This is a genomic window from Streptomyces caniscabiei (genome assembly GCF_014930365.1).
GTDB lineage: Bacteria > Actinomycetota > Actinomycetes > Streptomycetales > Streptomycetaceae > Streptomyces > Streptomyces caniscabiei.
This window is the reverse complement of record NZ_JABXWI010000011.1, coordinates 188222-214192: the sequence shown is the minus strand read 5'-3', so window position 1 is coordinate 214192 and position 25971 is coordinate 188222. Positions and strand designations below refer to the sequence as shown.

General features: G+C 72.2%; 21 protein-coding genes and 1 pseudogene. 17 read left to right on the top strand and 5 right to left on the bottom strand.

The annotated features are described in order from the left end of the window. Positions 1-212: 212 nt before the first annotated feature. Positions 213-1052: pseudogene (locus HW837_RS29390) on the bottom strand (hypothetical protein); the annotation flags it as partial. 203 nt (positions 1053-1255) lie between these two features. Between HW837_RS29390 and argH the strand changes: the two are divergent. The 4 genes from argH to HW837_RS29370 all read left to right on the top strand — a co-directional run bounded on the left by argH (position 1256) and on the right by HW837_RS29370 (position 6167). Next, positions 1256-2686: an argininosuccinate lyase gene (gene argH / locus HW837_RS29385; RefSeq protein WP_045557174.1), complete on the top strand. Its 1431-nt coding sequence runs from the start codon at positions 1256-1258 to the stop codon at positions 2684-2686. Positions 2687-2953: 267 nt separating this feature from the next. After that, the gene (locus HW837_RS29380; protein WP_193380463.1) at positions 2954-3925 is read left to right on the top strand and encodes an aldo/keto reductase; all 972 of its coding nucleotides are present in this window, start codon (positions 2954-2956) and stop codon (positions 3923-3925) included. 83 nt (positions 3926-4008) lie between these two features. Then, positions 4009-4647, top strand: coding sequence for a TetR/AcrR family transcriptional regulator (locus tag HW837_RS29375; protein WP_193380464.1), 639 nt, complete (start codon positions 4009-4011; stop codon positions 4645-4647). Continuing rightward, positions 4644-6167 (top strand): MFS transporter, encoded by a 1524-nt coding sequence (locus HW837_RS29370; RefSeq protein WP_193380465.1) that lies wholly within the window; start codon positions 4644-4646, stop codon positions 6165-6167. The genes HW837_RS29375 and HW837_RS29370 overlap by 4 nt, the downstream gene beginning before the upstream one ends. A 423-nt stretch (positions 6168-6590) precedes the next feature. On the opposite strand, the gene HW837_RS29365 is transcribed toward HW837_RS29370, so the two are convergent. After that, on the bottom strand, positions 6591-7265 hold the full coding sequence (locus HW837_RS29365; protein ID WP_045557177.1) for a lysophospholipid acyltransferase family protein: 675 nt from the start codon (positions 7263-7265) through the stop codon (positions 6591-6593). A 331-nt stretch (positions 7266-7596) separates the two neighbouring features. Between HW837_RS29365 and HW837_RS29360 the strand changes: the two genes are divergently transcribed. The 3 genes from HW837_RS29360 (at position 7597) to HW837_RS29350 (ending at position 9954) form a co-directional block, all read left to right on the top strand. Further along, on the top strand, positions 7597-8796 hold the full coding sequence (locus HW837_RS29360; RefSeq protein ID WP_177261792.1) for a glycerophosphodiester phosphodiesterase: 1200 nt from the start codon (positions 7597-7599) through the stop codon (positions 8794-8796). Positions 8797-8904: 108 nt separating this feature from the next. Further along, positions 8905-9411: a sigma-70 family RNA polymerase sigma factor gene (locus HW837_RS29355; RefSeq protein WP_086785362.1), complete on the top strand. Its 507-nt coding sequence runs from the start codon at positions 8905-8907 to the stop codon at positions 9409-9411. 45 nt (positions 9412-9456) lie between these two features. Continuing rightward, entirely contained in the window at positions 9457-9954 is a 498-nt protein-coding gene (locus HW837_RS29350; protein WP_060885415.1) for a GNAT family N-acetyltransferase, read from the top strand. Positions 9955-9971: 17 nt separating this feature from the next. On the opposite strand, the gene HW837_RS29345 is transcribed toward HW837_RS29350, so the two are convergent. Together HW837_RS29345 and HW837_RS29340 are read right to left on the bottom strand one after the other, a co-directional pair. Then, positions 9972-10403, bottom strand: coding sequence for a hypothetical protein (locus tag HW837_RS29345; RefSeq protein WP_045557181.1), 432 nt, complete (start codon positions 10401-10403; stop codon positions 9972-9974). Between the two features lies 1 nt (position 10404). After that, positions 10405-10764, bottom strand: coding sequence for a hypothetical protein (locus HW837_RS29340; RefSeq protein ID WP_045557182.1), 360 nt, complete (start codon positions 10762-10764; stop codon positions 10405-10407). 451 nt (positions 10765-11215) lie between these two features. On the opposite strand from HW837_RS29340, the gene HW837_RS29335 reads away from it, so the two are divergent. The 8 genes from HW837_RS29335 (at position 11216) to HW837_RS29300 (ending at position 23422) form a co-directional block, all read left to right on the top strand. Beyond that, the gene (locus tag HW837_RS29335; RefSeq protein ID WP_045557183.1) at positions 11216-12295 is read left to right on the top strand and encodes a methionine ABC transporter ATP-binding protein; all 1080 of its coding nucleotides are present in this window, start codon (positions 11216-11218) and stop codon (positions 12293-12295) included. Then, entirely contained in the window at positions 12292-13014 is a 723-nt protein-coding gene (locus tag HW837_RS29330) for a methionine ABC transporter permease (protein ID WP_045557184.1), read from the top strand. The genes HW837_RS29335 and HW837_RS29330 overlap by 4 nt, the downstream gene beginning before the upstream one ends. Positions 13015-13092: 78 nt before the next feature. Then, positions 13093-13926 (top strand): MetQ/NlpA family ABC transporter substrate-binding protein, encoded by an 834-nt coding sequence (locus tag HW837_RS29325; protein WP_193380466.1) that lies wholly within the window; start codon positions 13093-13095, stop codon positions 13924-13926. 192 nt (positions 13927-14118) lie between these two features. Then, positions 14119-14757, top strand: coding sequence for a GNAT family N-acetyltransferase (locus HW837_RS29320; protein WP_060885420.1), 639 nt, complete (start codon positions 14119-14121; stop codon positions 14755-14757). Between the two features lie 125 nt (positions 14758-14882). Next, positions 14883-16094, top strand: a complete 1212-nt coding sequence (gene cbiE / locus HW837_RS29315) for a precorrin-6y C5,15-methyltransferase (decarboxylating) subunit CbiE (protein ID WP_045557187.1) — start codon at positions 14883-14885, stop codon at positions 16092-16094. Between the two features lie 350 nt (positions 16095-16444). Then, positions 16445-21070, top strand: a complete 4626-nt coding sequence (gene cobT, locus HW837_RS29310; protein WP_193380467.1) for a nicotinate-nucleotide--dimethylbenzimidazole phosphoribosyltransferase — start codon at positions 16445-16447, stop codon at positions 21068-21070. Between the two features lie 195 nt (positions 21071-21265). Then, positions 21266-22498, top strand: coding sequence for a uroporphyrinogen-III C-methyltransferase (cobA, locus tag HW837_RS29305; protein ID WP_045557189.1), 1233 nt, complete (start codon positions 21266-21268; stop codon positions 22496-22498). Between the two features lie 105 nt (positions 22499-22603). Then, positions 22604-23422: a TrmH family RNA methyltransferase gene (locus HW837_RS29300; protein ID WP_045557190.1), complete on the top strand. Its 819-nt coding sequence runs from the start codon at positions 22604-22606 to the stop codon at positions 23420-23422. Positions 23423-23544: 122 nt separating this feature from the next. Here the strand turns inward: HW837_RS29300 and HW837_RS29295 are convergent, their stop codons facing one another. After that, positions 23545-24864: a serine/threonine-protein kinase gene (locus HW837_RS29295; protein ID WP_045557191.1), complete on the bottom strand. Its 1320-nt coding sequence runs from the start codon at positions 24862-24864 to the stop codon at positions 23545-23547. Between the two features lie 196 nt (positions 24865-25060). Between HW837_RS29295 and HW837_RS29290 the strand changes: the two genes are divergently transcribed. Then, entirely contained in the window at positions 25061-25300 is a 240-nt protein-coding gene (locus HW837_RS29290) for a hypothetical protein (protein WP_045557192.1), read from the top strand. A gap of 256 nt (positions 25301-25556) precedes the next feature. Further along, complete coding sequence (locus HW837_RS29285; RefSeq protein WP_045557193.1) at positions 25557-25757, top strand: hypothetical protein; 201 nt, start codon at positions 25557-25559, stop codon at positions 25755-25757. Positions 25758-25971: the final 214 nt, after the last annotated feature.

Below are 25971 nucleotides of genomic sequence, written 5' to 3'. Positions count from 1 at the left end.
TCCTGGATCTGGGTGTCGAGGAGTGCGAGGTTGCGGTCGACCTCGGCCTTCGCGGAGGCCGGGATGGCGGGGAGTTCGCCCTCGACCTCGGGGCAGGTGATGGTCCCGGCGGCGCCGGCGTTGCCCGCGTCCGCGGCACCCTCGCCCGCACCGGCCTCGGCTCCGGCCTCCTCGCCGGCGCCCGCCTGCTCACCGGCGCCCGCGGCGCCGCCCTGGTTGAGCTGGCAGGGGGCGAGGGCTTCGAGGCCCTCGGGCTTGGCGGCGGCGCGGCCGATGGCGGTCTCGATGCGGTTGAGCGTGGCGACGCGCTTGTCCTCCAGCGGGCCGAGGATGGCGTTGTTGACGAAGTTGGCGCCGCCCTGGCCGACGGTGTCGATCAGGCGCTGGTTGGCTTCCTGGATCTGGGTGTCGAGGAGTGCGAGGTTGCGGTCGACCTCGGCCTTCGCGGAGGCCGGGATGGCGGGGAGTTCGCCCTCGACCTCGGGGCAGGTGATCGTTCCGGCGGCGCCGGCGTTGCCCGCGTCCGCGGCACCCTCGCCCGCACCGGCCTCCGCCCCGGCGCCGGCACCGGCGCCCGCACCTGCCTGCGCCTCACCGCCGGCGGCCGCGCCACCCTGGTTCAGCTGGCAGGGGGCGAGCGCCTCCAGGCCCTCGGGCTTGGCCGCGGCGCGGCCGATGGCGGTCTCGATGCGGTTGAGCGCGGCGACGCGCTTGTCCTCCAGCGGGCCGAGGATGGCGTTGTTGACGAAGTTCGGACCGCCCTGGCCGACGGTGTCGATCAGGCGCTGGTTGGCTTCCTGGATCTGGGTCTGCAGCTGGGCGAGGTTGCTGTCGACCTCGGCCTTCGCGGAGGCCGGGATCGCCGGGAGGCTGCCTTCGACGGCCGGGCAGGTGATGGTGCCGGGGGAGGCGTTCCCCGCGGCGTCCTCGTTGTTGGCACCCTCACCGGCGAGGGCGGAACCCGCGATGACCGCTCCGGAGAGCACGACCGCGGCGGCGCCGCCGATGATCCCTACGCGACGCTTGTTGTACTTCGGAAGAGCCCTGGACATGCGGATGCCTCACTCGGGTCGGGTGTGGTCGGTGGTGATGGACGCGGCGCCTGCGTTCGGTGTGAGTTACGGGAAAGCGGTTTCGTTTGTTCAAACGTTTTTCGGCGTCTCTCAAACTTCTCTCAGATTGACGATTCATGCAGAGTTCTGCATACTCATGCATGGCAGTGAACGCAGTAAGCGGAGATCTAGGAGCAACGCGAGTGAGCAGCAACAGCGGTGACGTACGGCTCTGGGGCGCCCGTTTCGCCGACGGTCCCGCCGAGGCCCTGGCGAAGCTGTCCGCGTCCGTCCATTTCGACTGGCGGCTGGCCCCGTACGACATCGCGGGCTCCCGCGCCCACGCGCGCGTGCTGCACAAGGCGGGCCTGCTCACCGAGGACGAGCTGTCCCGGATGATCGCCGGCCTGGACCAGCTCGAGGCGGACGTGGCGTCGGGGGCGTTCGTCGGCACCGTCGCCGACGAGGACGTGCACACCGCCCTGGAGCGCGGTCTCCTGGAGCGCCTCGGCCCGGACCTGGGCGGCAAGCTGCGTGCCGGCCGGTCCCGGAACGACCAGGTCGCGACCCTCTTCCGGATGTACCTGCGGGACCACGCCCGCACGATCGGCGGTCTGATCGCGGACCTCCAGGACGCGCTGATCGGTCTGGCGGAGGCCCACCCGGACGTGGCGATGCCCGGCCGCACCCACCTCCAGCACGCCCAGCCGGTCCTCTTCGCCCACCACGTCCTCGCCCACGTCCAGTCCCTCTCCCGGGACGCCGAGCGGCTGCGCCAGTGGGACGAGCGCACCGCCGTCTCCCCGTACGGCTCCGGCGCCCTCGCGGGCAGCAGCCTCGGCCTGGACCCGGAGGCGGTGGCCGCGGACCTGGGCTTCGAGCACGGCAGCTCCGCGAACTCCATCGACGGCACCGCGTCCCGCGACTTCGTCGCCGAGTTCGCCTTCGTGACCGCGATGATCGGTGTGAACCTCTCCCGGATCGCCGAGGAGATCATCATCTGGAACACGAAGGAGTTCTCCTTCGTGACTTTGCACGACGCGTTCTCGACGGGCTCGTCGATCATGCCGCAGAAGAAGAACCCGGACATCGCGGAGCTGGCCCGCGGCAAGAGCGGCCGTCTGATCGGCAACCTCACGGGCCTGATGGCGACCCTGAAGGCGCTCCCCCTCGCCTACAACCGCGACCTCCAGGAGGACAAGGAGCCGGTCTTCGACTCCATCGACCAGCTGGAGGTCCTCCTCCCCGCGTTCACCGGCATGATGGCCACGCTCACCGTCCACCGCGAGCGCATGGAGGAGCTGGCCCCGGCCGGCTTCTCCCTGGCCACGGACATCGCCGAGTGGCTGGTCAAGCAGGGCGTCCCCTTCCGGGTGGCCCACGAGGTCGCCGGTGAGTGCGTGAAGGCCGCCGAGGCCGAGAACAAGGAACTGAACGACCTGACGGACGACCAGTTCGCCAAGATCTCGTCCCACCTCACCCCCGAGGTCCGCACGGTCCTGAACGTCCCGGGCGCCCTCGCCTCCCGCAACGGCCGCGGCGGCACGGCCCCGAGCGCGGTGGCGATCCAACTGGCGGACATCAAGAAGGACGTGACGGCCCAGCACACGTGGGCAACGGCGAAGAAGGCCTGACCGCCTGCCCCTGAATGGGCCGCAGGCCCTTCAAGGGGCGCGGGGAACTGCGCGAGAAGTCCCACCGGACGGACGCCTGGGGGTCGAAGGGGCGCAGCCCCTTGGTGGGGGCACCTCCCGCTCGAGCGAAGCCGAGAGTGGGGGAGGGACGGGTAGGGGCGGTGGGGGCGACGAACTCCCCGCCCCACCGCCCCTACCCGTCCCACGAAGGTCATCGAGGGTTACGTTGGTCGGAAGCCCCAAGGATCCGACCGAACGGAGCCCGCGATGCCCTTCGCCCGACTGGCCGCAGCGACCACCCCCACCTGCCACCTCGGCTTCGGTCTGGCCGCAGTCGCCCGCCCCGGCTACATCACCCTCGGCCGCGACGCCGACCTCGGAGAGACCCGCACCGTCGAAGCCCTCCGCACCCGCACCCACGAACTCCTCGACGCCGCCTACGCCCAGGGCGTCCGCTACTTCGACGCGGCCCGTTCCTACGGCCGCTCCGAGGAGTTCCTCGCCGACTGGCTCCGCGCCCGCCCCGGCCTCGACGACGTGGTCATCGGCAGCAAGTGGGGCTACACCTACACCGCCGACTGGACCACCGACGCCGAGAAGCACGAGGTCAAGGACCACAGCCTCCCGACGTACGAGCACCAGCGCGCCGAGACCGCCGAACTGCTCGGCGACCGGCTCGACCTCTATCAGATCCACTCGGTGACCCCGGACAGCCCGGCCCTCACCGACAAGGAACTCCACGCGAGGCTCGCGGAGGCGGCCGCCCAGGGCGTCACCGTCGGCTTCTCCACCAGCGGTCCGGCCCAGGCGGACGCCATCCGCACCGCCCTCGCCGTGACCGTCGACGGCGAACCCCTCTTCCGAACCGTCCAGTCGACGTACAACGCGCTGGAGACCTCCGCCGCCCCCGCCCTCGCCGAGGCGCACGACGCCGGTCTGACCGTGATCGTGAAGGAGGGTATGGCCAACGGCCGGCTGGCCGGTCCGCACGCCCCGGCCGCGCTCAGGGCCGTCGCCGAGGCGACGGGCCTCGGCTGCGACGCGGTCGCCCTGGCGGTGGTCCTGCGGCAGCCGTGGGCGGGAGTCGTCCTCTCCGGCGCCGCCACCACCAACCAGCTCGCCTCCAACCTGCACGCGGCGGTCGTCGACCTCGACGACGACCAGGTGGCCCGCCTCGCGGACCTCGCCGAGGACCCGCGCACGTACTGGGACACGCGCGGCAGCCTGCCCTGGCACTGAGCACTACGCCTCTTCCCCGAGACGCGTGAGACAACCATAGCCCACATGAGACAAGGATGTCTCATGTGGGCTATGGTTGTCTCATGGCCGTCGATCGTGAACACGTGCTGCGCAGCGCAGCCGCCCTGCTGACCCGCAAGTCCACCGCGACCATGGACGAGGTCGCCAAGGCCGCCGGGATCAGCCGGGCCACGCTGCACCGCCACTTCGCCGGACGCGACGCGCTCGTACGCGCGCTGGAGGCACTCGGCATCGCGGAGTGCGAGGCCGCGCTGGACGCGGCGCGCCCGGACGAGGGCCCGGCGCGCGACGCCGTCCGCCGGCTGGTGCGCGAGATCGAACCCGCCGCGGGCCTGCTCGCCTTCCTCTACACCGAGAACCAGCTGTTCGAGGGGGAGGGGCAGCACGAGGGCTGGGCCCGGATCGACGCCGCTATCGCGACCCTGTTCAAACGCGGCCAGGCGGCGGGCGAGTTCCGTATCGACCTCACCCCGGCCTGGCTCACCGAAGCGCTCTACGGCCTGCTGGCCTCCGGCGCCTGGGCGGTCTCGGAAGGCCGCGTGGCTCCCAACGACTTCACCTTCATGATCACCGAGCTACTGCTGGGCGGCGCACTGCGCCACCCCGAACACCCACGGGACCCCGAACACCCACGTAGCCCCGAACACCCACGTAGCCCCGAACACCCGCGTCATCCCGAACAACCGAGAGAGGAATCATGACCAGCACCCTGCGGCCGGCCCGCACCGTCGAGGTGGAGAAGAGGCCGGGCCGCTGGCTCGCGCTCGCCGTCCTGGTGCTCGCCGTGCTGCTGGTGGCCGTCGACGCGACCGTCCTCGGTCTCGCGACCCCCTACATCAGTGAGGACCTGAAGCCCTCCGGCACCCAGCTCCTGTGGATCGGCGACATCTACTCGTTCGTCATCGCGGGCCTGCTCGTCTCGGCTGGCAGCCTCGGCGACCGCATCGGCCGCAAGAAGCTGCTGCTGATCGGCGCAACCGCGTTCGGCGCGATATCCGTCCTCAACGCCTACGCGACGACACCCGAGATGCTGATCGTCGCGCGAGCCCTGCTCGGTGTCGCCGGCGCGACCCTGATGCCCGCCACCCTCGCCCTGATCCGCAACCTCTTCCACGACCCGCGCGAGCGCAGCCTCGCCATCGGCGTCTGGGGCGCCACGGCCTCCGCCGGTACGGCAGTCGGCCCGGTCGTCGGCGGCTTCCTGCTCGAACACTTCTGGTGGGGCTCGGTCTTCCTCATCAACCTGCCCGTGATGGCCGTCCTGGTCCTCGTCGGCGTCAAGCTGCTCCCCGAGTCCCGCCACCCGAGCCCGGGCCCGTGGGACATACCCAGCGTCGGCCTGTCTCTGGTCGGCATGATCGGTGTCGTGTACGCGGTGAAGGAGACCGCCGCCCACGGTGTCGACGGCAACGCGCTCGCCGCCGGTCTCCTCGGCGTCGCCGGGCTGTTCTTCTTCGTACGCCGTCAGCTCACCCTGCCGCACCCGCTGCTGGACATGCGGCTGTTCCGCCACCGGGGCTTCTCCGGCGCCGTCCTCGCCGACCTGCTGACCATTCTCGGCCTGTCCGGTCTGGTCTTCTTCCTCTCCCAGTTCCTGCAACTGGTCCAGGACCGGCGCCCGTTGGAGGCGGGACTCGCCGAGCTTCCGGCGGCGATCGGAGCGGTGGCCGCCGGACTGGTCGCCGGAGCGGCGGCCCGCCGCTTCTCCGTCCGTTCGGTGGTGGCGGGCGGCCTCGCGGCCATCGGCCTGGCCCTCGCCCTGCTCACCCTGGTCGACCGTTCCACCGGCTACCCGCTGATCGGCGTCGCCCTGCTGGTCGTCGGCGTCGGCGCCGGCTTCTCCTTCACCGTCACCGCCGACGTCATCCTCTCCAGCGTCCCGAAGGAACAGGCGGGCTCGGCCTCGGCGGTCTCCGAGACGGCGTACGAGCTGGGCGCGGCCCTCGGCATCGCGGTCCTGGGCTCGATCGTGACAGGCGTCTACCGCGACTTCGCGGCCCCCGCGGGCACCCCGGAAGGGGCGCACGAGTCATTGGGCGGCGCGGTCGAGGCGGCGGCCGGAATGCCGCCGACCACGGCCGAGGCCCTGCTGTCCTCCGCGAGGGCGTCCTTCGTCGACGGCCTCACGATCGCAGCGGGCGCGGGCGCGGCGGTCCTCCTGGCCACGGCGGCAGCAGCCTGGTTCATGCTGCGCGGCCAGCACCTGGAAAGCGCCGCCTAGGGCCAGCATGGCCAGGGGCGCGGGGAACTGCGCGACCAGCCCCCACCGCCCCGTACCTGACCACCAACCCAAGCCCTCGGCATCCCCCGCCGCCGGCGCTCGGAGGACCCCCGCTCAGCGACAGCATGCCCAGGGGTGCGGGGAACCGCTCGAGAACCCCCACGGACCCGCACCCGACGAAACAACTCAGCGACAGCAAGGTCAGGGGCGCGGGGAACTGCGCGAGAACCCCCACGGACCCGCACCCGACGAAACAACTCAGCGACAGCAAGGCCAGGGGCGCGGGGAACTGCGCGAGAAACCCCACGGACCCGCACCCGACCAGACAACTCAGCGACAGCATCCCCAGGGGCGCGGGGAACTGCGCGACCAGCCCCCACCGCCCCGCACCGGACAAACGACCGAACCCGGCCCCCAGCGGAGCTACGCCGCTTCCTTCGCCTTGGATGCGTACATGTCCACATACTCCTGCCCCGACAACCGCATGACCTCGGCCATCACGGAATCGGTCACCGCCCGCAGCACGTACCGGTCGCGATCCATCCCCTCGTACCGGGAGAACTCCATCGCCTCGCCGAACCGCACGGTGACCCGGTGCGGCCGCGGCAGCCCCGCGCCCCCGGGCTGGATCTTGTCCGTGCCGATCATCGCGAACGGCACGACCGGCGCCCCGGTCATCAGCGTCAGCCGGGCGATGCCGGTACGGCCCCGGTACAGCCGGCCGTCGGGCGACCGCGTCCCCTCGGGGTAGATGCCGAACACCTTGCCCTCGTCCAGGATCCGACGGCCGGTCATCAGCGCCGCGACCCCGCCCCGGCCACCGTCCCGGTCGACGGGGATCATGCCGACCCCGGTGAAGAACCAGGCCATCAGACGGCCCTTGATCCCCTTGCCGGTGACGTACTCGTCCTTGCCGATGAAGAAGACCTGCCGGTCGCAGACCAGCGGCAGGATCATCGAGTCGATGAAGGTCAGATGGTTGCCGGCGAGGATCACCGGGCCGTCCCCCGGAATGTGCTCCGCGCCCTCCACCCGGGGGCGGAACATCAGGCGCATGATCGGTCCGAGCACTGCCTTGATGAGCACGAAGCGGGACAACGGGCCCTCCCATGTCAAGCGTTCCGGTACAAGTCTGTGCAGGTGAGGACGATACTCCCGGCCCACGGCGCGGCGCACGTCGGGTTCACCGAGTGGATACCAACTGTTGACGCTGTTTTACCTGCGGTGACGCTGTGATGGCGGGTTGTCACCCGAGCGCCACATGTGACGGACATCGCGTCACCGAACCGACACTCCGTCAAATTCCGCCTCCCGTGCGACACAAGGCGTCTTCCGCGTGTTCGGTCCCAGGTCTCCCACCGGTCACCTCAGGACACCTACGATCGTCCCGCTTTGACAGGTGCAGGGCATCACGGTGGAGGAGCCGTTCATGGGGACGCAGGAGTCGCGGCAGTCGCAGGACGCGCACGAGCAGGGACGCGGAACGGGCCGACGGGCGCTGCTCGGTGCCGCGGTGCTCGGCGCGGGCGGAGCGGTCCTCGGACCGCCGGCCGTGGCGAGAGCCGACGAGGCCACGCCGGACGCCAGGGCGGCCGGCCGCTCGGGCGGCTACCGGAGCCTGCCGGTGCCGACGATCATCGCGCACCGCGGGGCCAGCGGCTACCGCCCGGAGCACACGCTCGGCTCGTACCAGCTCGCCCTCGACATGGGCGCGCACGTCATCGAGCAGGACCTCGTGCCCACCAAGGACGGCCATCTCGTATGCCGTCACGAGAACGACATCACCGCTACGACCGATGTCGCGGCCCACCCCGAGTTCGCCGGCCGGAGGACCACCAAGGTCGTCGACGGCGTCACCTACACCGGCTGGTTCACCGAGGACTTCACCCTCGCCGAGCTGAAGACCCTGCGCGCCAAGGAGCGCATCCCGGGCAACCGTCAGGAGAACACCCTCTACGACGGCCGCTGGGAGATCCCCTCCTTCGAGGAGGTGCTGCGCTGGGCCGACAGGGAGGGCCGGAAGCGGGGCAGGCGCGTCTGGCTGCACGTCGAGACCAAGCACCCCACCTACTTCCGCAAGCTGGGCCTCGGGCTGGAGGAGCCGCTCGCCAAGCTGCTGCGCAAGTACGACCGGCACCGCAAGAACTCGCCCGTCTTCCTGCAGTCCTTCGAGCCGAGCAGCATCCAGCGCCTGAACCGGCTGGTCGACAGCCCGCTCGTCGTCCTGCTCTCCGGCGCCGCCACCCGCCCCTGGGACTTCGTCGAGGCGGGCGACCCGCGCACCGTCGCCGACCTGGTCAAGCCGGCCGGGCTCGCCTGGATCGCCTCGTACGCCAACGGGATCGGCCCCACGCTCGACCTCATCATCCCGCGCGACTCGGGCGGGAACCTGACCACGCCGACCACCCTCGTCGCCGACGCACACGCCGAGGGCCTGATCCTGCACCCCTACACGATGCGCAACGAGAACACCTTCCTGCCCGCGAACTTCCGCAAGGGCACGGACGCCAACGCCTACGGCGACTCCTTCGGCGCGTTCAAGGTGTACTTCGACACCGGCATCGACGGCATCTTCACCGACAACCCGGACACCGGTCTGCTGGCCCACGCGGACTTCGTCGACGACTGACCGAACGAGACGTGCGTTCGAACGTCAACGATTGAGCCCCGAGCCCCGGTTGGGGTGACTCCCGTCCGCCCCGGCAACCCCCGCCGGGGCGGCGGCGTCCCGGGGCATATGACACACGACATGCTCGCCGAGCTCCGCCCCCTGCTGGTCGCGGAGGCCTCGGCGGAGGCGTACGCGGCCGGGGCCGAGGCGGGGGACCTGGAACAGGCTGTCTGGCTGCGCCTGCTGGAACGGCTCGACACCGACGGTCCGCCCGCGGACCCCGAGAGCTGGCTGCGCAGTGCCGTCCGCTTCGAGGCCCGCCTCAGCCGCCGTACGGCCCGGGTCGAACAGCCCTACGCCGCCGAGCCCGCCGACGAGCACGTGCCCGGCCCCGAGCAGATGGCGCTCACGTCGGCCCGCCGCCGCGCCCTCCACGCCGCCGTGCGTCGGCTACCCGGCCGCTGCCCCCGGCTGCTCGGCGCCCTGCTGTCCCCGAAGGACCTCACCTACCGTGAGATCGCGGGCGAGTTGGGTATCTCACAGGGCAGCCTCGGTCCGGAACGTTCCCGATGTCTGGGATGTCTTCGCCGATTGCTGACGACGGAGGTTGCGGCACGCGAACCACGGGGATAGGAGTGAAGGACATCGGGTGAGCAGGTGAGCGGGAGGCGTGCACACATGGGCATGAGCGTGACCATCTCGGTGGCGACCGAGCAGGACGCCGAGCAGATCTTCAAGCTGCAGTACCTGTGCTTCCAGAGCGAGGCGGCGCTGTACGGCAACTACCGCATCGATCCGCTCGTCCAGAGCCTCGACTCCGTCCGCGCCGAGGTCGCCTCGGACTGTGTGTTCGTGGCCAGGCTCGGAGACGAGGTGATCGGCTCCGTGCGCGGCGCCCTCGACGCCGACGGCATCGCCGCCATCGGCAAACTCTGCGTCCACCCGCGCCTCCAGGGGCACGGCATCGGCGCGAGGCTCCTGCGCGCCGCAGAGTCGGCCCTCGCCGAGGAGCGCGGCGCCACGAGGTTCCGCCTCAGCGCGGGCCACCGCAGCGAGGGCAACCTGCGGTTGTACCGCCGGGTCGGCTACGAGACGGTCGGCACCAGCCAGGGCCGGGACGGCGTACCGATGGTGGTGCTGGAGAAGCCGGCGGAGGCGTACGCGACGACAGCGTGAGGAAGCGTGCCGCGCCCCTAACGGGGCGCCCGCGCACCCTTTCGCAGCCAGTACAGCGCCGTGATCGGCAGGATCACCGGAATGAACAGGTACCCGATCCCGTAGTCCGACCACACGGTCTTGTCCGGGAACGCCGACGGCTCCATCAGCGTCCACGTGCCCACGATCAGCACGCCCGCCAGCTCCACCGCGCAGCAGATCCGCGCGGCCCGCCGGGCGAACTCCCCACCCCGCACCAGCGAGTACGTGATGAACCCGTACACGACGCCGGCGAGCGCGGACAGCGAGTACGCGAGGGGCGCGTGCTCGAACTCCGTCGAGATCTGCACGGCGGACCGCGACACGGCCCCGACGACCATCACGCCGTACAGCCACACCAGCAGCATCCCCGGCCCACTGATGAGCCGCGCCCGCTTCTCCCGCTGCGGCACGTCGTCCGTGGCGGTCACCTCAGCCTCCCCAGATGTCGTAGAGCCGCACCTGGAGCACGGCGAGCACCACACCCCCGGCAGCGACGGTCACGCTGCCCCAGCGGGTGCGCTCCGCCAGGGACATGAACCCGGTGACGGGCACACAGGCGAACGCCCCGAGGAGATAGGAGACGAAGATCGTGGTCCCCTGCTCCGGCTTCTCACCGCGCGCCAGCTGCACGATCCCGACGACCAGCTGGACGAGTGCCAGCACCGACACCACGGCCATGCCGATGAAGTGCCAGTCCTTGGTCGGCTGATCGCGATACGCGGCCCAGCCGCACCACGCGGCGAGGAGAAGCGCGGCGACGGCGGTCGTCACCGTCAGGGCAACAAGCATGCCGCGACCCTATTACGGCCCGGAATCCCGCCGCGCCCGGCCCCGGACCGGGAGACCCGTGGGGCGCTCATCGTGGCCTTGGCCACAACGCCGGATGCCCACAGGGTGGACGGCACCACACTTCACCTGCTCATACGCCTCTCGGATCCGTCCGCCATACGGACAGCCCTCTCTCACCTGCTACATACATCTGCTTTACTGATCTCATGACCACGACGAGCTGCCGCACCCTTGCGACCGAGGCGACGATGACGCCCGGTGCTCGTTGTATGTGTCGAATGTGCGCCTTCTAGAAGGCCCCGCACGCCACCGCGCGTGACGGACCGAGCCTCCCGCGCACCAGTTCTCCTCCGGTTCCATCGCCACCGCGAGAACCGTGTCGCGTCCCTGACCGCTTGCACCCGTGCCTGGGCACACCCACGCCCGCGCACTCGACAGTGACGGAAATCCAGTGATCACCACATCGGGCCTGACCAAGGTCTACCGAGGTCGTGGCCGCGAGGTCACCGCCCTCGACGGCGTCGATCTGCATGTACGCGAGGGCGAGGTGTACGGCGTGATCGGCCAGTCCGGCGCCGGGAAGTCCTCGCTCATCCGCTGCGTCAACCTCCTCGAACGCCCCACCTCCGGAACCGTGACCGTGGCGGGCCAGGACCTCACCGCCCTGGCCGGGCGCGGCCCCCGCGCCGGCCGGCAGCTCCGGGAGGCACGCAGCCGGATCGGCATGGTCTTCCAGCACTTCAACCTGCTCTCCTCCCGCACCGTCCAGGACAACGTCGAGCTGCCGCTGGAGATCCTCGGCAGGTCGGGCCAGGAGCGCTCCCGCAAGGCCCTGGAACTGCTCGACCTGGTCGGCCTCGCCGACAAGGCCAAGGCCTACCCGGCCCAGCTCTCCGGCGGCCAGAAGCAGCGCGTCGGCATCGCCCGCGCACTGGCCGGCGACCCCAAGGTCCTCCTCTCCGACGAGGCCACCAGCGCCCTCGACCCGGAGACCACCCGCTCGATCCTCGCGCTGCTGCGCGATCTGAACCGGCAGCTGGGCCTGACCGTCCTGCTCATCACGCACGAGATGGACGTCGTGAAGAGCGTCTGCGACTCCGCCGCCCTGATGGAGAAGGGGCGCCTCGTCGAGTCCGGCACCGTCAGCGAGCTGCTCGCCACCCCGGGGTCCGAACTGGCCGCCGCGCTCTTCCCGGTGAGCGGCGAGGCCACGGGCGAGGACCGCACCGTCCTCGACGTCACCTTCCACGGCGAGGCCGCGACGCAGCCGGTCGTCTCGCAGCTGTCCCGCACCTACAACATCGACATCTCGATCCTCGGCGCCGCCATCGACACCGTCGGCGGCCTCCAGATCGGCCGGATGCGCATCGAACTGCCCGGCCGCTACGAGGACAACGTGGTTCCCGTCGGCTTCCTGCGCGAACAGGGCCTCCAGATCGACGTGGTCGGCCGGGACGCCCAGGCGTCCGCGCCGTCGTCCGCACCGGCGCCCGCGCTGTCGTCCACGCCGGTGAAGGAAGGTGCCAAGTGACCTGGTCCGAGATGTGGCCCCTGCTGGAGCAGGCCTGTTGGGACACCCTCTACATGGTCGGCTGGTCCACCCTCGTCGCCGTCGTCGGCGGACTGCCGCTCGGCATCCTGCTCGTCCTCACGGACCGCGGCGGCCTGCTGCAGAACGTCCTCGCCAACAGGATCGTCGGGCAGATCGTGAACATCGCCCGCTCGATGCCGTTCATCATCCTGATGGTCGCGCTGATGGGCTTCACCCGCTGGGTCACCGGCTCGACCATCGGCCGCGAGGCCGCCATCGTGCCGCTCGCCATCGGCGCCATCCCGTTCTTCGCGCGCCTCGTCGAGACGGCCGTCCGCGAAGTGGACCACGGGCTGGTCGAAGCCGTCCAGGCGATGGGCGGCAGCACCTGGACCGTCGTCCGCAGCGTCCTCGTCCCCGAGGCCCTGCCCTCGCTGATCTCGTCCGCCACGACGACCGTCGTCGCCCTCATCGGCTACTCGGCCATGGCCGGCACGGTGGGCGCGGGCGGTCTCGGCGACATCGCCATCCGCTACGGCTACCAGCGCTTCGAGACCGAACTGATGTGGATCACCGTGGCGGTCCTGGCCGTCGTCATCTCCGCCATCCAGTTCGCCGGCGACTACGCGGCCCGCGCCCTGCACCGACGCGGCGGCCGGTCCGGCCCCGCACCGGCACTCCGGCTGCTGAGGGCCAAGGCCGAGCCCACCAAGGCCTGACCGCGCCGCTCAGCACCCCACAGATCTCCCGTCCCACCCATGACGGGACCGCTGCACCCACGAGGAAAGGCACTTTTCGTGCGTAACACCGCCAAGCTCACCACCGCCGTGCTCGCCGCCGGAGCCCTCACCCTCGGGCTCACCGCCTGCGGCGCGGACAAGGCCGACAGCGCGTCCGGCACGAGCGGCCCGCTGGTCGTCGCCGCCAGCCCCACCCCCCACGCCGAGATCCTGAACTTCGTCAAGGACAACCTGGCGAAGGACGCGGGCCTCGACCTGGAGGTCAAGGAGTTCACCGACTACGTCCTGCCGAACACGGCGACCGAGGACGGCTCCGTGGACGCCAACTACTTCCAGAACCAGCCGTACCTCGACGACTTCAACAAGAAGCAGGGCACCCACATCGTGCCCGTCGTCACCGTGCACCTGGAGCCGCTCGGCCTCTACTCGAACAAGGTCAAGAGCAAGGACGACCTCAAGAGCGGCGCGACCGTCGCCGTCCCCAACGACACGGTCAACGAGGCGCGTGCCCTCAAGCTCCTCGACTCCGCCGGGATCATCACCCTCAAGGACGGCGTCGGCACCGACGCGACCCCCGCCGACATCACCGAGAACCCGAAGAAGCTCAAGTTCAAGGAGCTGGAGGCGGCCCAGACCCCGCGCTCCCTGGACGACGTCGACGCCGCGGTGATCAACGGCAACTACGCCCTGGAGGCCGACCTCGCGCCCGCCGACGACGCCCTCGCCGTCGAGCCCGCCAAGGACAACCCGAACGGCAACTTCCTCGCCGTCAAGGAGGGCGACGAGGACGACCCGCGAGTGAAGAAGCTCGCCGAGCTCCTCACCTCCGACAAGGTCAGGAAGTTCATCGAGGACAAGTGGAGCAACGGCTCCGTCATCCCGTCCTTCTGACCGCCTTCCGATCCGTCTTCTGACCGCCTTCCGATCCGTACATATTCCGACCGTACGTATACGGCGTATCGCCACGCATGGGGTCCGCTCCCTCACCGTGAGTGGACCCCTGTGGTGCGATTCAGTGCTTTCATGCTGCATGCTGGGCAGTTCAGCAGGCTCTCAAAGTTTTCGAAGGTTACGGAGCGGCGCATGACGAGCACCTTTCCCGACATCTCCATCAGCACGGATCGGTTGGTTCTGCGCCCGTTCGACGAGGACGACATCCAGGCGTTCACCGAGATGATGAACGACGAGCAGGTGATGGCCTGGACCGACGTCCCGCAGCCCTTCACCGAACGCGAGGCGCGTACCTGGATCGCCGAGTACGCGCCCACCGAACGCACCTCCGGACGCGGCCTCGACCTCGCGGTCACCGAGTTCCTCACCCAGCGGCTGGTCGGCGTCATCCAACTGACCAGCACCGACTGGCACGTGCGGGCCACGGAACTGTCGTACGTCGTCGCCCCCTGGGCGCGCGGCGAGGGCTACGCCTCCGAAGCCGCCCTCGCGACCGCCCAATGGCTGTTCCGCGAGCAGAAGTTCGAACGCATCGAGCTGCGCACCGCCGCCGACAACACCGCCTCCCAGCAGGTCGCGCAGAAGATCGGCTGTATCAGCGAGGGAGTGCTGCGCAACGCCTGCATAGCGCGGACCCGCACCGCCGAGGACGGCTGGACCGAGATCCGTACGGACTTCATCGTCTGGAGCCTGCTCCCCGAGGACATCGAGGGCGTCAGCGAGGAACTGGCCGGCAGCGGTGGTTTCGGGTCCTACCCGGACTGGAACTGAACAACCCACGGGTACGCGCGAGGCCGCCGCCCGGCCGCCGGGGCCCACCCCGTCACCAGGTACTCTCACGGGACCCCGAGCGGGCTGACCGACGACCTGCGAAGACCCTCTGGAGACTGACGACGATGGCCGACCGGGTCACGGTGATCGGCTGGGACGGCTCCCCCCTGACCGCCGCGGCGCGTTCCGCCCTCGCCGCCGCGACACTGGTGGCCGGCGCGGCCCACCACCTCGCCCTGCCCGAGGTGCCCCCGGCCGCCGAACGCATCCGCCTCGGCAGTGTCGCCCTCGCAGCCCGCCGTATCGCCGGCCACCGCGGCACCGCCGTCGTCCTCGCCGACGGCGACCCCGGCTTCTTCGGTGTCGTCCGCACCCTGAGGGCCCCCGAGTTCGGCCTGGAGGTCGAGGTCGTCCCCGGCGTCTCCTCCGTGGCCGCCGCCTTCGCCCGCGCGGGCATGCCCTGGGACGACGCCCAGGTGGTCGTCGCCCACCGCCGTACGCTGCGCCGCGCGGTCAACGTGTGCCGCGCCCACACCAAGGTCGCCGTCCTCACCTCGCCCGGCGCGGGCCCGGCCGAACTCGGCCTCCTCCTCGACGGAGTTCACCGCACCTTCGTGATCTGCGAGGAACTCGGCACCGCCCGCGAACGCGTCACCGTCGTCACCTCCGACAAGGCCGTCGACCACACCTGGCGCGACCCCAACCTCGTCATCGTCATCGGCGGCCCCGCCACCGCGGCCGAGGGCGGCGGCTGGCTCGCCGGCCGGGACCCCGGCGCGGGCCCACGCGGCTTCGCACTGCCCTCCGGTGTCTACGGCGCCGCCATGGGCGAGGGCGAGGCCGAACTGCTGCGCTCCTCCCAACTCGCCCGCCTCGGCCCCCGCGTGGGCGACCTCGTCTGGGACATCGGCTCCGGCAGCGGCGCCTTCGCCACCGAGGCCGCCCGCTGCGGCGCCGCCGTCATCGCCGTCGACCGCGACCCCGAGGCCTGCGGGCGTACGACCCTCGCCGCCCGCCGCTTCGGCGTACAGCTCCAAGTCGTCCACGGCGCCGCCCCCCACGTCCTGGAGAACCTCCCCGAACCGGATGTCGTCCGCGTCGGCGGCGGGGGAGCGGCGGTGGTCTCCGCCGTCGCCGACCGCCGCCCGCAGCGCATCGTCACGCACGCGCTCACCCGCCCCGCCGCCGAGCGCGTCGGCCGCGACCTCACCGAACACGGGTACGAGGTCCGCTGCGAGTTCGTCCAGTCCGTCGAACTCGATACAAGGGCCTGGACGGAGAGGGAACGGAGCGTCGCGTTCCTGCTCAGCGGGACCCTGCCCGAACGTTCCCAGTGATCCGGTTGTCGTACCGGCGCGGTAGGCTGGCCGACTGTTGTACCGCACTTCGACACCCGGCACTTCGTCGGTCAATGTCCTAAAAACGCGCCCGTTTTGAGGGCGTGTGTGGTACAGCGAAACGGGGAGGACGCGCAACGTGGCGCAGTCCACAGCGGACCGGCGCGGATCAAGCTGTCGCGACGGGGGTACGACCGCGACAATGGCCATTCAATGGCTTTGTCGACATGCAGGCGGGTCGTCACGTGCCGCTGGGCACGCACGCTCGTTCTCCACAGCAGTGGGGCGGTAGGTGCGCCGTTCCCGGGCCAGCTGGCATGGAGGCACTAACCGATGGGCGAGGGGTACGCATGACCGACACCGGCCAGGTCCCGGGCGAGGGACAGCCGGAGAGCGCAGGCATGGTGGAGCAGCCGGGCGTCCCTGCGCCGGGTGCGTACACCTACCTCTCCGAGACCGCCGCCGAGGACGAAGACCTCCTGCTGCCGGGCGCCCAGGGCGCATGGGGCAACGAAATGCCGCCGCCCGCCCCCGAGCCCGTCGTCCAGGTCGTCCACGAGCCCGGCCCGCACGAGATCTCCGGCCGCGACAGCGGTTCGCACGATCTCAGCGCCGTCCGCACCCCCGTCGCGACGCCCGTCCCGCAGCCGCCGGTGGCCCGCCGCCCGCTGCACCTCGGCCCGCCGACCCCCGACGCCTCCGCCAGCCCGGTCCGCTCCCTCGCCGACCGTGGCCCGGCCGGCGCCCCCGTACCGCCCGCCGCCGCACGCCACGCCGGTCCGTCGACCGCCGGGCCCGAGTACCTCGACGTGCCCCAGCAGCCCGTGTCCCAGTGGGTCGGCGCCCCCGCCCAGGGCGCGCCCGCGCCGGGAGTCGCCGCAGCGGGAGGGACCGCAGAAACGGTCGTTCCGCAGGAAGCCCACCTCTCCGTGGCCGTGGCCGTGGCCGAGGCGCCCCTGGCGGCGGAGGCCGCACAGACCGCCGAGGCCCCGGAGGAGATCCAGGACCCCGAGGCCCTCCACCAGGCACAGGACGCCGCCTACGCCCTGGCCCAGGAGGCCGCGGCCGCGCAGTTCCGCACCCCGGAGGCGGTCGGGACACCGGTCGCCGCACACCTCCAGGCCCCCGAGGCCGAGGAAGCGCCCGGTGTCGTCGAGGAGCAGCTCCCGGAGGCGGCCGAAGCGCCGGCCGCCGAGGTTCCGCCGGCGGCCGAGGCGTCGCCCGTCGTCGAGGCCGAGGCCCCGCAGCCGGTCGACGCGGCGGCTGCCGTCGAGGCCGCCCAGGTGCCGGCCGCCGACGCGGCTCCCGCCCCCGAGTCCGCGGCGGAGCCCACGGCACCCGCGGCGGTTGAGGCGGCTGGGACGATCGAGGCTGCCGAGACCGAGACCGAGACCGAGACCGAGACCGAGACCGCGGCCGTAGCCGTCGAGGAGGCGGCGCAGGCTCCGCAGGCTCCGCAGGCTCCGCAGGCTCCGCAGGCCGAGACGCAGCAGCCCGACCCGGCCCTCGCGACTCCCTCGGCCCAGCCTGTCGAGGCCGAGACCTCCGAGGCCCTGACTCCCGAGACACAGGCCCCCGAGGCCCAGGCGCCTGAGGCGGCAGCCGCGTCCGCCGCCGAGGCCGCTCAGGCGCCGGAGGCGACGCCCTTCCCCCCGGCCGCCCAGGACCCCGAGCCGATCGCGGCGCAGACCGCGGCCGAGGCGCAGGACGTCCCCCAGGTCACGCAGGAGGCGGAGGCCGTCGCCCTCGCCACCGCACCGGCCCAGCCCGCCGACGCGGCCCCGCTCGGCGACGCGGCTCCGCCCGCGCAGCCCGACGCCGCGACCGCCGCAGCCGCACCGGCCGACCCGGCGGCGACGCCGGTCGTGGCGGAGCCCGAACAGGCCACCGCCGCCCCCGAGCAGCAGGCGCCGGCCACCGTCGCCGACGCGGCCGGGGTCACAGGGGAGCAGGTCTTCACCGACGCGGCGGGCCCGCAGGCCGCGACCGTCGCGCCGGACGAGGGGAACCCCGAGAACCCCGAGAACCCCGAGAACTCCGTCGCGCCCCCGGCCCGGCAGACCGCCGAGGTCCCCCCGTCCGCCGCCCCGGACACCGACCCCGCGCAGGGCCCCGTGCCGTCGGAACCCCCGGCCGCCGAGGAGCCCCAGCCGACGGAGACGGGTGCGGCCGAGCCCCTGACCCAGGACGCCACCGCGACGGAGGCCGCTCAACCCCACCCCGAGGCTGTCGCCGAGGGTGTGCAGCCGACGGAGACCGACCAGCCGGGCGCCCACCCCACGGTTCAGGCCCCGCAGGCCGACGAGCCGGCCGCAGCCGCCGCCGAGGACGTGGTGACCCAGGAGCAGGAGCAGGAGCAGGACCAGGACCAGGACCAGGACCAGACCGCTGTTCAGCCCTCCGCGCAGACGCCTGCTCAGGACCCCGCGCAGGACCAGGACCAGCTCGTGGCCGCGCAGAACACCGTGACCGCCCCGCAGCCGGAGCCGGCACAGCTCGTCACCGCCGACGCGCTCGTCGAGCCGGGGCCCACGCACGCGGACACGGCAGCCGAGCCGACCGACGGCACGGACGCCCAAGCACCCGCCCCCGCCGAAGAGTTGACCGACGAGGCCCCGCCTCCCGCCGACCCCGTCGAGCCGACGGCCGACCCGGCGTCCGTGGACCCCACGACCGCCGAGCCGCTCGCCGCGGACACCCCGGCGGCCCCCGCCTCCCGGATCGACGCCCCGCAGGGCGCCGTCATCCAGGCCCAGCCCCAGGCCGAGCCCGACGCCCCGCCCCTCGTGGCGACCTCCCAGGAGCCCGCGTCGGAGGCCGACGCCGACCGGCCGGCCCCGCCCCAGGGAATGGTCGTTCCGCCGCTCCCTGAGGACGCCGGGCCGACGCCCGCCCCCGTGGAGTTCCCGGCGGCCGAAGGACAGACGGACGTGGCCGCGGCCGGCAGAGACGCGGCCGAGGACGGCAGAGAACCGGCCGGCGAGCCCGTGGCCATGGTCCCCGCCCCCCGTGGCTCCGAGGCCGAGACGATCGTCGTACCGCAGCCGCTCGCGGCGGCGGCCGACGCCCACCCGGAGGTCGTCCAGAACGCCGAGGACCTCGACACCAGGGCCGCCGACCAGGAGGACGGCGAGACGACGGCGCCGGAGGCAGAAGCAGTGGAATCAGCAGCAGCCGAAGAGAGCACGGCCCCGGTGGACGAAGCATCCGAAGACGTGAGGGACGACGTACGGCAGCCCACGGGCCCGGCCGCGCCCCCCTACGACGACGCCGAGCGCGAGGCCGTCCTGAAGGTCATGCGGGAGCGCCGAGACATCCGCAACGGCTTCCGCGACGACCCGATCCCGCATGACGTGCTGCTCCGTGTCCTGGAGGCCGCCCACACGGCACCCTCCGTCGGCCACTCGCAGCCCTGGGACTTCGTGGTCATCCGCTCGGCCGAGACCCGCCGCACGATGCACGAACTGGCCCAGCGCCAGCGCGAGGCGTATGCGAAGTCGCTGCCGAAGGGCCGGGCGAAGCAGTTCAAGGAACTGAAGATCGAGGCGATCCTCGACACCCCGGTCAACATCGTCGTCACCGCCGACCCGACCCGCGGCGGCCGTCACACCCTGGGCCGTCACACCCAGCCCCAGATGGCGCCGTACTCCTCCGCCCTCGCGGTCGAGAACCTGTGGCTCGCCGCCCGCGCCGAGGGTCTCGGCGTCGGCTGGGTCAGCTTCTTCGACGAGCGCGAGATGGTCCGCGCCCTCGGCCTGCCCGAGCACCTGGAGGTCGTGGCGTACCTGTGCGTGGGCTACGTCGACGAGTTCCCGGAGGAGCCCGAGCTGATGCAGGCGGGCTGGGCCAAGCGCCGCCCGCTGTCCTGGGTCGTCCACGAGGAGACGTACGGCCGCCGCGCCCTGCCCGGCGCCGAGCCGCACGACCTGCTCGCCGAGACCGTCGCCGGCATCCGCCCGCTGGACGCCAAGGCGCTCGGCGAGGCGTGGGAGCGCCAGAAGCGCATGACCAAGCCGGCCGGCGCCCTCGGCATGCTGGAGATCATCTCCGCCCAGCTGTCCGGGCTGTCCCGTCAGTGCCCGCCGCCGATCCCGGAGCCCGCGGCCGTCGCGATCTTCGCCGGTGACCACGGTGTGCACGCCCAGGGCGTCACCCCCTGGCCCCAGGAGGTGACGGCCCAGATGGTCGCCAACTTCCTCGGCGGGGGAGCGGTCTGCAACGCCTTCGCCGCCCAGGTGGGCGCCGAGGTCTGCGTCGTGGACGTGGGCGTGGCGAGCGACCTCCCGGCCACCCCCGGGCTGCTGCCGCGCAAGATCCGCGCCGGTACCTCCGACATGACCACCGGCCCCGCGATGACCCGCGAGGAGGCCAAGCAGGCCATCGAGGTGGGCATCGAGACGGCCCGCGACCTGGTGGCGGCCGGCAACAAGGCCCTGCTCACGGGCGAGATGGGCATCGCCAACACCACGGCCTCCGCCGCCCTGATCGCCGCCTTCACCGGCGCGGACCCCGCCGAGGTCACCGGCCGGGGCACCGGCATCAACGACGAGACCCTCGCCCGCAAGACCGAGGTCGTGCGCCGGGCCATCGAACTCCACCAGCCGGACCCCGCCGACCCGATCGGCGTCCTGGCGGCCATCGGCGGCTTCGAACATGCCGCCATGGTCGGCCTCCTCCTCGGCGGCGCCTCCCTGCGTACGCCGGTGATCCTCGACGGCGTCAGTGCCGGCGCCGCCGCGCTGGTGGCCCGTGCCATCGCCCCCGAGGTCCTCGCCGCGTGCATCGCGGGCCACCGCAGCGCCGAGCCGGGCCATGTCGCGGCCCTGCAGAAGCTGGGCCTGCGCCCCCTGGTCGACCTCGATCTCCGCCTCGGCGAGGGCACCGGCGCCCTGCTCGCCCTGCCGGTCGTCCAGAGCGCGGCCAGAGCGATGCACGAGGTGGCGACGTTCGACTCCGCGGGGGTCACCGAGAAATAGGGGGAGCGGGCGCCGGGCGCGTCACCGACCGGTGGGGTGCCCGCGCCCACCGGCCCGCACCCCGTGCCCGCGGCCCAGCCGGTGAACCTGCTGAGCCGCACCCCCCGTCCGCCCCTTAGAATCCGCACGTCAGGGCCTACTCCAAAGCCGCAGTGGCCCGCCTCGCACGCCGCCAGCCCGAGGAGCCGCACCCTCATGGCCGAACACCCCGCCTACCCCGTAGGCCTCCGCCTCGCCGGCCGCCGAGTGGTCGTCATCGGCGGCGGCCAGGTCGCCCAACGCCGTCTCCCCGCCCTCATCGCGGCAGGCGCCGACATCGTCCTCGTCTCCCCGTCGGCGACCCCGTCCGTGGAGGCGATGGTGGACGCGGGCGAGCTGACCTGGGAGAAGCGCCGCTACGCGGAGGGCGACCTCGCCGAGGCCTGGTACGCCCTGATCGCCACCACCGACCCGGCGGCCAACGCCCGCGCGTCCGCCGAGGCGGAGCGCCACCGCATCTGGTGCGTGCGCTCCGACAGCGCCGAGGAGGCCACCGCCTGGACCCCGGCGACCGGTCACAGCGAGGGTGTCACCGTCGCCGTCCTGACCGCCCGCGCCGAGGGCCGCGACCCCCGCCACACCGCCGCCATCCGCGACGCGGTCGTCGAGGGCCTGCGCGACGGAACCCTCGTCGCCCCCCACCACCGCACCCGCACCCCCGGCGTCTCCCTCGTCGGCGGTGGCCCCGGCGACCCGGACCTGATCACCGTGCGCGGCCGCCGCCTCCTCGCCGAGGCCGATGTCGTCATCGCCGACCGCCTCGGCCCCCGCGACCTCCTCGCCGAACTCCCGCCGCACGTCGAGGTGATCGACGCGGCGAAGATCCCGTACGGCCGCTTCATGGCGCAGGAGGCCATCAACAACGCGCTGATCGAACACGCCAAGCAGGGCAAGTCGGTCGTCCGTCTCAAGGGAGGTGACCCGTACGTCTTCGGCCGCGGCATGGAGGAGCTCCAGGCCCTCGCCGAGGCCGGCATCCCCTGCACGGTCGTCCCCGGCATCTCCAGCTCGATCTCCGTCCCGAGCGCGGCCGGCATCCCGGTCACCCACCGGGGCGTCGCCCATGAGTTCACCGTGGTCAGCGGCCATGTGGCCCCCGACGACGAGCGCTCCCTGGTGGACTGGCCCGCCCTCGCCCGCCTCACCGGCACCCTGGTGATCCTCATGGGCGTCGACAAGATCGGCCGGATCGCCGAGACCCTGGTGGCCAACGGCAAGTCCCCGGACACCCCGGTCGCCCTGATCCAGGAGGGCACCACGGCCGCCCAGCGCCGGGTCGACGCGACCCTCGCCACGGTCGCCGAGACCGTGCGGACCAGGGAGGTCAAGCCGCCGGCGGTCATCGTCATCGGCGAGGTGGTGAAGGTGGGGCCCGGGATCGAGGAGTGACCCCGGGAAACGACCCGGACCCTGGCGGAGCGGAACCGTAACCACCGGTAACCCAACCCGTCCCAAGCCGTTGGCACCACACCCAGGACAAGGCAGTATCACCCTGTGGCCGATCTCATCACCGTTGAGGACCCCGACGACCCGCGCCTGCGCGACTACACCGGCCTGACCGACGTGGAGCTGCGCCGCAGGCGCGAACCCGCCGAGGGCCTGTTCATCGCCGAGGGCGAGAAGGTGATCAGACGGGCCAAGGAAGCCGGCTACGAGATGCGCTCGATGCTGCTCTCCGCCAAGTGGGTCGACGTCATGCGCGACGTGATCGACGAACTCCCGGCCCCCGTCTACGCGGTCAGCCCCGAGCTGGCCGAACAGGTCACCGGCTACCACGTCCACCGGGGCGCCCTCGCCTCCATGCAGCGCAAGCCCCTGCCGACGGCCGACCAGCTCCTGGGCGCCGCCCGCCGGGTCGTGATCATGGAGTCGGTCAACGACCACACCAACATCGGCGCGATCTTCCGCTCGGCCGCCGCCCTCGGCATGGACGCGGTCCTGCTCTCCCCGGACTGCGCCGACCCGCTCTACCGCCGCAGCGTCAAGGTCTCCATGGGGGCGGTCTTCTCCGTCCCGTACGCCCGTCTCGACACCTGGCCCAAGGGCCTCGACGCAGTACGCGACGCCGGCTTCACGCTCCTGGCCCTCACCCCGGACGAGAAGGCGAAGTCACTCGACGAGGCCGCCCCGCACCGTATGGACCGCGTGGCCCTCATGCTCGGCGCCGAGGGCGACGGCCTCTCGACCAAGGCCCTGGTGGCCGCCGACGAATGGGTCCGCATCCCGATGGCCCACGGAGTCGACTCCCTCAACGTGGGCGCGGCGGCGGCCGTGGCCTTCTACGCGGTGGCGACGGGCCGCCCGGCCCCGTAAGGGGCGGGAGCCCCGCAAGGGGCGCGGGGAACTGCGGGATCAACCACGACCCGCAGTGAACAACCAAGAAGCGGTCCCGGGCTCCATCTTGTCGCTCTTGTGGCCCTCGTCGCCGACGTCCGTCAGTCGCCGCGCAACTCCACCACCGCCCGCTCCGGCCGGAGGCCGTCCCCGCCGAGCCCCCGCGGCGGCCCCTGACACCCCTGCGCCGTGGCGATCCCGAGCGCGGCCAGCAAGGTCACCACGACGAACACGAACAGCCGCTGCCGCAGCAAACGGGGATTGGCGGGCCGCCGCCCCGTCCCGTTGGTCCTGGGCCCCGACCGCCCCGCGCCACTGCGCGGAGCGGGCCGCTTCCCCGACCCCGAGGTGTTGCGGGCGGGCGCGGGCCGCGCCCCCGGCCGTGAACCGCCCCCGGTCCGCGCACCGCCGGCCCCACCGGTCCGGGAGCCACCCCCGGTGCGGGGCGACGGCGTACCCGCCGCACCCGGCTGCGCCCGACGCGTCTCCGGCGGCTGCCGCAGCGTCCGCTGCTCGACGTACTGCTCCGCGAGCCGCCCCGAGGGCCGGTCCGGATCGCCGCGCGGCGCGGGCGGCCGGACATCGGCCAGCCCCTGCGCCTCGCGCGCTGCGATCTCCTTGAGCCGCAGGGACAGTTGGAGGGTGCTGGGCCGCTCGTCGGGGTCCTTCGCGAGGCAGGCGCGGACGAGCGGGGCGAGCGCGTCGGGCACCCCGCGCAGCTGCGGCTCCTCGTGCACCACCCGGTAGAGCATGACCTCCGAACTGCCGTGTCCGAAGGGCGAGTCGGAGGTCGCCGCGTAGGCGAGGGTGGCCCCGAGGGAGAAGACGTCCGTGGCCGGTGTGACCGCGGCCCCGCGCACCTGCTCGGGCGCGAGGAACCCGGGCGACCCCACGGCCGTCCCGACATGGGTCAGGGTGGAGGCCCCGGTCGCCCACGCGATGCCGAAGTCGATGATCCGCGGCCCCTTCGGGGACAGCAGGATGTTGGACGGCTTCAGATCCCGGTGCACGACCCCGGCCTCGTGCACGGCCACGAGCCCCTCGGAAAGGGCGGCGCCGACGGCGGCCACGTCGGCGGCCGACATGGGCCCCTCCTCGGCGACCTTGTCGTGCAGCGAGGGCCCCGGCACGTACTGCGTGGCGAACCACGGACGGTCCGCCTCCAGATCGGCCGCGACCAGCCGGGCGGTGCACCCGCCCCTGATCCGCCGAGCCGCCGACACCTCGCGCGCGAACCGCGACCGGAACTCCTGGTCCTCCGCCAGATCCGGCCGGATCACCTTGAGCGCGACGCGCTGTCCGCGCCGGTCGGAGCCCAGGTAGACGACGCCCATTCCGCCCGCGCCGAGCCGTCTGTGGATCCTGAACGAGCCGACGACGCGCGGGTCCTCGCGCCTCAGGCGCATCATCGCCATGTTCATCCCCGCTGCCCGTTCCGTCTGACGAGCCACAGCTTACGTTTCCACGGCCGGGCGTGCGCAGAGGCCGCGCCCTCACGACCCGATCGATTGTCAGTGCCGGGTGGGAAACTTGAGGGGTGGTCAGGGAACAGGAGTTCGGGCCGGTGTTGGGCTGCCTGTGATCCCAACCACCCACCACAGAAGGGGGATTGAACCCGTGAAGGGTGACCGCGTGGAGATAGTCGTCGACGCCGGGGACACGACGCGCACCTACGAGGTGATCGCGAGCAGGGCGGGCCGCCGGGTGGAGACGGCGGTGCGCCGAGGCGTAGTGGAAGTGAGCGAAGTCACGCGTAACGGCTCGGTCGTACGGACGGCCAGGTTCATGGCGAACAGGGTCCTGGCTCTCGTCGAACTGCCGGTGCCCCGTGAGGACGGCTCGGAGCGAACGGCCTGACAACAGGGGGCAGACCGGACGTCCCCTCGGGGAAGACCCCGAGACCTAGGACCCCGTCTCCACCCTGGGGAGTACGCCGCAGGTCACCGCTCATCCTCGGGGAGGCCCGCCAATCGGTACGAGGGCATGACGACCCACACTCGCCGCGCGCCTAGATTTGAGGTCAAGCGGCGGGTGCAGCACTCGTCCCCCGAGGTCAGGCACCCGCCGCTGCCAACGACAACGCAAGACCGACAAGAAGGTCAGAGGAGGGACCATGGCCCACACGGCACCGCGGCCCGCGATCCGCACACGGGAGCGCAGGACGTTCACCGCCGACCGCCGTTCGGGTCGTCGCCACCCCTTGGTCGCGACCGCGATGGTCCTCCCTCTGGCGGCCCTGCTCGTGTACGCCTTCGGCGGCTGGGAAGCAGTGGTCACACAGGCGTCGTCCGTGGGTGTGATGCTGGGGCGCTGAGCGGCGACCCCAGGCCCGGAAGAGCGGTCCGGGCGGGGACATCCATCCATGAAACCCCGTGGGGACGGGGGTGCGGCGGACGGCAAATAGACGCCCGCGCAGCTGGGGAGCTGCGCGGGCGTTGTCGTGCCCGATCGGCCCTCCCCCACTGCGGGCAGTCGTGCCGCCGGGGCGGCACGGGTGGGCGCGGGCGGCACCTCGTGACCGCCGAGCA